The organism is Streptomyces sp. NPDC002690 (assembly GCF_053592415.1).
In genome coordinates this window covers 1-8,320 of sequence record NZ_JBSFVR010000323.1, presented here as the reverse complement: position 1 = coordinate 8,320, position 8,320 = coordinate 1, and the positions used below count along the sequence as shown (strand labels likewise).

Here is an 8,320-nt window from a genome sequence, read left to right as displayed (position 1 = left end):
GCCAGTCCCATCACCACCGGGACCGCGGACTCGCCCACCTGCCACACGATCGCCGTTACGCGGTGAGCTTGGCGAGGGCCGCGTCCACCCGGGACAGGGTCTTCTCCCGGCCCAGGATCTCCATGGACTCGAAGAGCGGCAGGCCGACCGTGCGGCCGGTGACGGCGACGCGCACCGGGGCCTGGGCCTTGCCGAGCTTGAGGCCGTGGGCCTCACCCGCCGCCAGGACGGCGTTCTTCAGCGCCTCGGCGTTCCACTCGGCGCCGGCCAGGTTGGCCCGGGCGGTGGTCAGCAGGGCGTCGGAGCCCTCCTTCATCGCCTTGGTCCAGGACGCCTCGTCCTGGACCGGCTCGTCGAGGAAGAGGAAGTCGACGTTGGCGGTGATGTCGGAGAGGACGGTCACCCGGGTCTGGGCGTGCGGCGCGATCTCGGCGAACTTGTCCGCGTCGAACGCCTCGGGGGCCCAGTTCGCGTACGGCGCCCGCAGCCACGGACCGCACGCGTCGGTGAAGTCCTTCACGTCGAGCCGGCGGATGTGCTCGGCGTTGATGTGCTCGGCCTTCTTGAGGTCGAAGCGGGCCGGGTTGGCGTTGACGTCCGCGATGTCGAAGGCGGCCACCATCTCCTCGACGGAGAAGATGTCGCGGTCCTCGGCGATCGACCAGCCCAGCAGCGAGAGGTAGTTGAGCAGTCCCTCAGGAAGGAAGCCGCGCTCGCGGTAGAGGTTGAGCGACGCCTCCGGGTCCCGCTTGGACAGCTTCTTGTTGCCCTCGCCCATGACGTAGGGGAGGTGGCCGAAGACCGGGGTGGCCTTGGCGATGCCCAGCTCGGTGAGGGCCGCGTACAGGGCGAGCTGGCGGGGGGTGGAGGAGAGCAGGTCCTCGCCGCGCAGGACGTGGGTGATCTCCATCAGCGCGTCGTCGACCGGGTTGACCAGCGTGTAGAGCGGAGCGCCGTTGGCGCGGACGATGCCGTAGTCCGGCACGTTCTCCGGCTGGAAGGTCAGCTCGCCGCGCACCAGGTCGGTGAAGGTCTGCGGCACGTCGGGCATCCGGAAGCGCACGATGTGCGAGCGGCCCTCGGCCTCGTACGCCTCGACCTGCGCGGCGGTGAGCTCGCGGCAGTTGCCGTCGTACCCGGAGGGCTTGCCGGCGGCGCGCGCCGCGTCGCGGCGGGCGTCGAGCTCCTCGGTGGTGCAGTAGCAGTCGTACGCGTACCCGCCGGCCTTCAGCTTCTCGGCGACGTCACGGTAGATGTCCATCCGCTGCGACTGGCGGTACGGGGCGTGCGGGCCGCCGATCTCGGGGCCCTCGTTCCAGTCGAAGCCGAGCCAGCGCATCGAGTCGAGAAGCTGCTGGTACGACTCCTCGGAGTCGCGCGCCGCGTCGGTGTCCTCGATGCGGAAGACCAGCGATCCCCCGTTGTGCCGGGCGAAGGCCCAGTTGAAGAGAGCCGTGCGGACCAGACCCACGTGGGGGTTGCCGGTCGGGGAGGGACAGAACCGGACTCGGGGGGAGGAGCCGTTAACCACGCTTGATCACCTTGTTGGTGAGAGTGCCGATGCCTTCGATGGTGACGGCGACCTCGTCGCCGACGTGCAGGGGGCCGACCCCCGCGGGAGTTCCGGTCAGGATGACGTCGCCGGGGAGGAGCGTCATCGCCTCGGAGATGTGCACGACCAGGTCCTCGATGGAGCGGACCATCTCGCTCGTACGGCCGAGCTGGCGCTGCTCACCGTTGACCGTCGTCTGGATCGTCAGGTCGGACGGGTCCAGGTCGGTCTCCACCCAGGGGCCGAGCGGGCAGGAGGTGTCGAACCCCTTGGCCCGGGCCCACTGCTTCTCGCGCTTCTGCGCGTCACGGGCGGTGACGTCGTTGGCGCAGGTGTAGCCGAGGATGACGTCCTTGACGCGCTCGCGGGGGACCTCGCGGCACATCCGGCCGATCACCACGGCCAGTTCGGCCTCGTAGTGGACCTCGTTCGAGAAGGAGGGGTACTCGATGGCGTCGCCGGAACCGATCACCGAGGTGGTGGGCTTGAAGAAGGCGACCGGGACGTCCCCGACCTCGTTGCCCAGTTCGGCGGCGTGCTCCGCGTAGTTGCGGCCGATGGCCACGACCTTGTTGGGGAGCACGGGGGGCAGGAGCCGGACCTTGCTCAGCGGGACCTTGGTGCCGGAGAGCTCGAAGTCGGCGTACGGAATGCCCTTGATGATGTCGAGGACGAGGCCACCGGATTCCACGGTGCCCTCCCCCTCGACGGCGCCGAAGGCGACATTGCCGTCGATGGAGAACCTGGCGATGCGCACGGGATGCTGTCGCCCCTCACTTGCTGGCTGGCTGAAGACTGACGCTCCAGGCTATCGCCTCGCCGTGCGGGGACCCGGGAGTGCCCGGCGGACCGCCGTGGGCGCCTCCCCGGAGGGACGAACGGAGGCACCGGACGGACTCCCGACAGGAATGGCCGCCTCGCGACTACCTGAGGATGGTGCGGCGCGGGTTGGCCGTCTGCGTGGGCAGCGTGGCGGTGTGCTCGGGCCGCTCGGGAGCGCGCAACGTGGAGGCGTCCTGGAGGTGGGCCAGCGTGGTGCGCCGGGGGTTGGCGAGGCTGCGGGACTGCGTCGTGTTCATCTGCCGTTCGGACCTTGTCGCCGGGGGCGCGCCCTGGGGTGCGCCCAGTTAGTCGGGTTCGCCATCCCAGTAAAGCGTCAGGCTAAACATCGGATTCCCGGCCGAGCCCCGGATGAGACGGCGATCATCATGTGAGTTTGCTCACCAATGACCCCACAAATGCCGCATATCGGAATGATGATCACGCAAGAGGAAACGGACATTGCGTCACTGAATGTTCTATTCCGCTCCTGATCATCAGGACTGGGACACCACACTCGTCCGGCCGCCCTGTCCGTAATGATCCACTTTCCGCACGAACACGCTGTACGGCTGGTCACACGGTCATCACACCCCGTGACACCTACCCATGGGGAACCCACGGGCCTTGTTGGAGGTCCGGCACTGTGCTGGAATTCCACGCACCGCCGCGGGTAGAGACCGGCGCGCAGGGGCGCAACGCAGCGCCGAGTGGCGGCGGAGGGGGTTCAAGAACGCCGGTCGTTCATCGACCACCATGGGGCGCGTCCAGCGCCCCACGACGCCGACACCGTCACCGCCGCGCATGCGGAGGGACGCCTGGTCCAGAGGTTGCGACGCTAGTGCAGGGACGTTTCAAGAGGGATGGCAGCGCTCCGGCGGAACAGGAGCCGCGCGGCGGGACCGACCGCGGTTCCTCGCCCCAGCACGCCCAGAACCCCGGGCCGGCAGGCGCCGGCGACGGCGCGGAGCAGGCTCCGCGCCCGGGTGCCACGACGACGACGAACGCCGAGCCGGCAGCGGCGGCGAAACCCCGGGACCCGGTGAGTACGGGTTCACGCGTAGCCCTGCGTAACTGGCGCATCAGTACCCGCCTGGTCTCCCTCCTGGCACTCCCCGTGGTCGCGGCGACCTCGCTGGGCGGACTCCGTATCAACGAGTCCATGAACGACATGCAGCAGCTGGAGCACATGCAGCTGCTGACGCAGATGACCAAGCAGGCGACCGCCCTCGCGCAGGCGCTGCAGGTCGAACGCGACGAGTCGGCGGGACCGCTCTCCAACGGTGTGAAGGCGACCAACTACAAGGTCACCGAACCCCGGAAGAAGACGGACCGGGCCAAAGAGGCCTTCCTCGACGCCACCATGGCCATCGGGGACACCCAGAACGACGAGGCGCTCGAAGGCATCCACGCCAGCGTCAACATGATCGCGACGCAGCTCGGGCAGATCCGCGACATCCGCAAGACCGCGTACGCCAAGGGCACTCCGAGCGTCAACACGATCGACCAGTACAGCCAGCTGATCACTTCGCTGCTGAGCCTCTCGCAGGACATGGCCCAGGCGACCTCCAGCCCGGAGATGATCAAGCGCACCCGTGCGCTGGCCGCCTTCTCCTCCGCCAAGGAGTACGCCTCGGTCCAGCGGGCGATCATCGCCGCCGCGCTGCCGGGCGGCAACAGCACGAAGACCCGGCTCGACGACAACGACAAGCAGTTCGGCCGCAACGCGCTCCGCAAGGAGAGCCTCGCGATGAACTCCTTCGAGACCATCTACGCGGCCACCGGGAACAGCGCCTCCGACCTCACCGCTCCGCTCGACAGCGGTAACCCGGAGATCCAGGCGGCCAACACCTACGCCAAGCAGGTGCTGGACACGACGGTCGGCATGAACGGGCGGAAGCCGCGTTCGTACCTCGACTGGTACGACCAGAGCTCCACCAAGATCCAGGCGATGGAGACCATCGAGGCGACGCTCCTCAGCGACATGGAGGGCAAGGCCCGCGAACTGCGCGAGGCCTCCCAGCGCGAGGCGATCCTCAACGGTGCCATCATCCTGCTGGTGCTCGGCGTCTCGCTCGTCGGCGCCTTCGTGGTGGCGCGGTCCATGATCCGCTCGCTGCGCCGCCTCCAGGACACCGCGACCCGGGTCGCCCAGGACCGGCTGCCCGAGCTCGTCCGCCAGCTTTCCGAGACCGACCCGCAGGACGTCGACACCTCCGTCGAGTCCGTCGGTGTCCACTCCCGCGACGAGATCGGCCAGGTGGCCGCGGCCTTCGACGACGTGCACCGCGAGGCCGTCCGCCTCGCCGCCGAGCAGGCCCTCCTGCGAGGGAACGTCAACGCGATGTTCACCAACCTCTCGCGCCGCAGCCAGGGCCTCATCCAGCGCCAGCTCTCGCTCATCTCCGAGCTGGAGTCCCGCGAGGCCGACCCGGACCAGCTGTCCTCGCTCTTCAAGCTCGACCACCTCGCGACCCGTATGCGCCGGAACGGCGAGAACCTCCTCGTCCTCGCCGGTGAGGAACCGGGCCGCCGCTGGACCCGCCCCGTCCCGCTGGTCGACGTGCTCCGCGCCGCCGCCTCCGAGGTGGAGCAGTACGAGCGCATCGAACTGGCCGCGGTGCCCGCCACCGAAGTGGCCGGCCGAGTCGTCAACGACCTCGTGCACCTGCTCGCCGAGCTGCTGGAGAACGCCACGTCGTTCTCCTCGCCGCAGACGAAGGTCCGGGTCACCGGTCACGCCCTGCCGGACGGCCGGGTACTCGTCGAGATCCACGACACCGGTATCGGCCTCTCGCCCGAGGACCTCGCGGCGATCAACGAGCGACTCGCCTCGCCGCCCACCGTGGACGTGTCGGTCTCCCGCCGCATGGGTCTGTTCGTGGTCGGCCGGCTGTCCCTGCGTCACGGCATCCGCATCCAGCTGCGGCCTTCCGACTCCGGCGGCACCACGGCGCTCGTCATGCTGCCCGTGGACGTCGCGCACGGTGGCAAGCAGCCGCCCTCGAAGCAGGGCGCGGGCCAGCAGCAGGCCCCCGGCGGTCTGCTCGCCGGCGGCGGTGCTCCGCGTGCCGGTCTCGGCGGTCCGTCGGCCGGGGCCAAGGGACTCCCGGGTGCCGCGCGCGGTCAGGTCGGCGCGGGCTCCGGTCCGCGTGCGGCACTGCCGTCCCGCGACACCGCGGCACGCGGCCCCCAGCAGTCCGGACCCCAGGGCGGACCTCAGGGCGGACCGCAGTCCGGTATGCCCCAGCGGCAGCCGGGCGGTCCCTCCGCCCCGCAGGCCGGTCGCCCGCAGGCGCCGCAGGGTCCGCAGGACTTCGGGCGGCCCGAGCCGCAGCGACAGGGCGGCGGCGCCCTCGGCGGCGGTGCACGACTCGGCGCCCGCGGCGCACAGGGCGGCCCTGAGCAGGACCAGCCGAACCTCTTCGGGCACAACGCCCCGGCTCCGCAGGCCCCGATGGGGGCTCAGGCGCCCATGGGGCAGCAGGCCCCGATGACCCGGCAGGAGCAGGGCGGCCGTCCGGCACGGCAGGACGTGTTCGGCGGAGCCGACGGACAGCAGCAGTGGCAGGGCAACCCCGGCAACCCCGCCGGCCAGGGCAACCAGAACGGCCAGGGCGGTCAGTTCGGCCAGGGCATGGGCGATCAGTTCGGCCAGGGCGGCCAGAGCGGCCAGTTCGGCCAGAGCCAGGGCGGCCAGCCCGAGTTCGGCCGGAACCAGGGCAACCAGCCCCAGGGCGGCCAGGGCATGGGCGGCCAGGGTCAGCGCGGGTTCCAGCAGCCCGGCGGTCCCGGCCGTCAGCTGCCGCCGCCCGGTGGCCCGCGTGCCGAGCTGCCCGGGGGAAACCCGCAGCCGCAGCAGCCGCAGCAGACCACCTGGGGCATGGAGGACCGGGGCGCCCAGCGCCGCGGTCCGGCCGACGCGCCCCGGGGGCACGAAGAGAACGAGTCCACGGGCCAGTTCGCGGCCGGTACGGGACCCGTCCCGGACCGGAACTTCAACTCCCCGCTGAACCGGCGCACTCCCGGCGACGACCGTCAGGGGCCGGGCTCCACCTCGGAGTTCGCCCGCCCGGACTTCTCGGCGCCGCAGGTCCCGCAGCCCCAGGACCCCGCGGGCACCGCGCAGTTCGCCCGTCCCGACTTCGGGGCTCCCGCCCCGGGGATGCCCGCTCCGCGCCAGTACGGCAACGCCGACGAGCACGGTGTGCCGCGTCCGGCTCCGGCCGCCGAGCCGCCCCAGCGTTCGCTGCCGCCGCGCCGTCCCGCACCGGAGGCGCTGCCGCCGGCCGGTCCGGGCGACGGCCGCACCCCGCTGTACGACACGCTCGAAACCAACTGGTTCCACGGTCCGCAGCAGGGCGGCCGGCCGGCCGAGGCGGCGGTCCCTTCGCCGTCCGACGGCGCTCCGGCCCCGGCGGCTCCGCGTCGCTCCTCCGGTGACGCGACCCCGGCCGGTCCGTGGCGGGCTTCGCCCAACGACGAACTCGTACGTCAGGCCGAGCGGGTCAAGAAGCCGGCTGCCGGCGGTGTCACCACTTCGGGGCTTCCCCGGCGGGTTCCGCGTGCCAATTTGGTTCCCGGTACCGCTCAGCAGCAGAATCACCAGACCGGACCTCAGGTTTCGCGTGCGCCCGATGACGTGCGCGGGCGTCTGACCAATCTCCGCCGGGGCATCCAGCAGGGTCGGCAGGCGAACAGCCAGTCGACCGGCAGCTTCCAACTCGGCCCCACTCACCAGCAGGAGCGTTAGTTGAGCCCCATGAGTCAGGCCGCGCAGAATCTGAACTGGCTGATCACCAATTTCGTGGACAACACCCCCGGGGTGTCGCACACGGTGGTGGTCTCCGCCGACGGACTCCTGCTGGCCATGTCCGAAGGATTCCCGCGCGACCGCGCCGACCAACTGGCCGCGGTCGCCTCCGGGCTCACCTCGCTGACCGCCGGCGCCTCCCGGATCTTCGAAGGCGGCGCCGTCAGCCAGACGGTGGTGGAGATGGAGCGCGGCTTCCTGTTCCTGATGTCCGTCTCGGACGGCTCGTCGCTGGCCGTTCTCGCCCACCCGGAGGCCGACATCGGCCTCGTCGGTTACGAGATGGCTCTGCTCGTCGACCGTGCCGGCACCGTCCTCACGCCCGACCTGCGCGCCGAACTCCAAGGAAGTCTGCTCCACTAGACGGCCACGCAGCGGAAATCCCTCGGGATCTCCCCAGGTACTGCCCACCACCCTCACTCGTCCGGCCGCTCACCGCCCCCACCGGCCCCTTGCAGACGGCGAGTAGACACCTCGCCGTCACGCCCGGAGGATTCATGACCCCGCCACCCGCCTCACCCGATCCGTACGGCGCTCTGCACCACGCGTCGTACGACGGGGAGGGCGACCAGCCACTGGTCCGTCCGTACGCCATGACCGGCGGGCGGACACGACCGCGTTACCAGCTCGCCATCGAGGCGTTGGTCAGTACGACGGCCGACCCCGCGCACCTGGGAACGCTGCTGCCCGAGCACCAGCGGATCTGCCACCTCTGCCGCGAGGTCAAGTCGGTGGCCGAGGTTTCGGCTCTGCTGTCCATGCCGCTCGGTGTGGCACGGATTCTGGTCGCGGACCTGGCGGAAGCCGGCATGGTGGCCATCCACCAGCCGGGCAACGGAGAGGCCGGCGGAACGCCGGATGTGACACTGCTCGAAAGGGTGCTCAGTGGACTTCGCAAGCTCTAGCGGCGGTACGGCCCGCTCCACCACGTCCGCGAAGATCGTGGTGGCGGGGGGCTTCGGCGTGGGTAAGACCACGTTTGTCGGTGCCGTTTCGGAGATCAGCCCGCTGCGCACCGAGGCCGTGATGACGTCCGCCTCCGCGGGCATCGACGACCTGACCCACACCGGGGACAAGACCACCACCACGGTGGCCATGGACTTCGGACGCATCACCCTGGACCAGGACCTGATCCT

General features: G+C 70.6%; 7 protein-coding genes. 4 read left to right on the top strand and 3 right to left on the bottom strand.

From position 1 onward, the window contains the following. Window positions 1–55 precede the first annotated feature (55 nt). From gltX to ACWD3D_RS29050, 3 genes are all read right to left on the bottom strand, one after another. Complete coding sequence (gltX, locus tag ACWD3D_RS29060; protein WP_451463746.1) at window positions 56–1,531, bottom strand: glutamate--tRNA ligase; 1,476 nt, start codon at window positions 1,529–1,531, stop codon at window positions 56–58. After that, complete coding sequence (locus ACWD3D_RS29055) at window positions 1,524–2,309, bottom strand: fumarylacetoacetate hydrolase family protein (protein ID WP_328719207.1); 786 nt, start codon at window positions 2,307–2,309, stop codon at window positions 1,524–1,526. Before ACWD3D_RS29055 ends, gltX begins: the two co-directional genes overlap by 8 nt. A gap of 166 nt (window positions 2,310–2,475) precedes the next feature. Further along, on the bottom strand, window positions 2,476–2,631 hold the full coding sequence (locus ACWD3D_RS29050) for a hypothetical protein (RefSeq protein ID WP_451463745.1): 156 nt from the start codon (window positions 2,629–2,631) through the stop codon (window positions 2,476–2,478). A gap of 581 nt (window positions 2,632–3,212) precedes the next feature. Here ACWD3D_RS29050 and ACWD3D_RS29045 point away from each other — a divergent pair. The 4 genes from ACWD3D_RS29045 to ACWD3D_RS29030 form a co-directional block, all read left to right on the top strand. Then, a complete protein-coding gene (locus ACWD3D_RS29045) occupies window positions 3,213–7,124 on the top strand; it encodes a nitrate- and nitrite sensing domain-containing protein (RefSeq protein WP_451463744.1) in 3,912 nt (1,303 codons plus the stop codon). A gap of 9 nt (window positions 7,125–7,133) precedes the next feature. Further along, window positions 7,134–7,547: a roadblock/LC7 domain-containing protein gene (locus ACWD3D_RS29040; protein WP_323180487.1), complete on the top strand. Its 414-nt coding sequence runs from the start codon at window positions 7,134–7,136 to the stop codon at window positions 7,545–7,547. Window positions 7,548–7,681: 134 nt separating this feature from the next. Beyond that, a complete protein-coding gene (locus ACWD3D_RS29035) occupies window positions 7,682–8,089 on the top strand; it encodes a DUF742 domain-containing protein (protein ID WP_266709549.1) in 408 nt (135 codons plus the stop codon). After that, on the top strand, window positions 8,070–8,320 hold a 251-nt coding region (locus ACWD3D_RS29030), incomplete at its 3' end, for an ATP/GTP-binding protein (protein WP_451463743.1). The genes ACWD3D_RS29035 and ACWD3D_RS29030, both read left to right, overlap by 20 nt.

Excerpts from the sequence above, each read along its gene's own strand:
- ACWD3D_RS29050 (WP_451463745.1), bottom strand. The coding sequence starts at position 2,631 with ATGAACACGACGCAGTCCCGCAGCCTCGCCAACCCCCGGCGCACCACG.
- ACWD3D_RS29040 (WP_323180487.1), top strand. The coding sequence starts at position 7,134 with ATGAGTCAGGCCGCGCAGAATCTGAACTGGCTGATCACCAATTTCGTG.
- ACWD3D_RS29035 (WP_266709549.1), top strand. The coding sequence starts at position 7,682 with ATGACCCCGCCACCCGCCTCACCCGATCCGTACGGCGCTCTGCACCAC.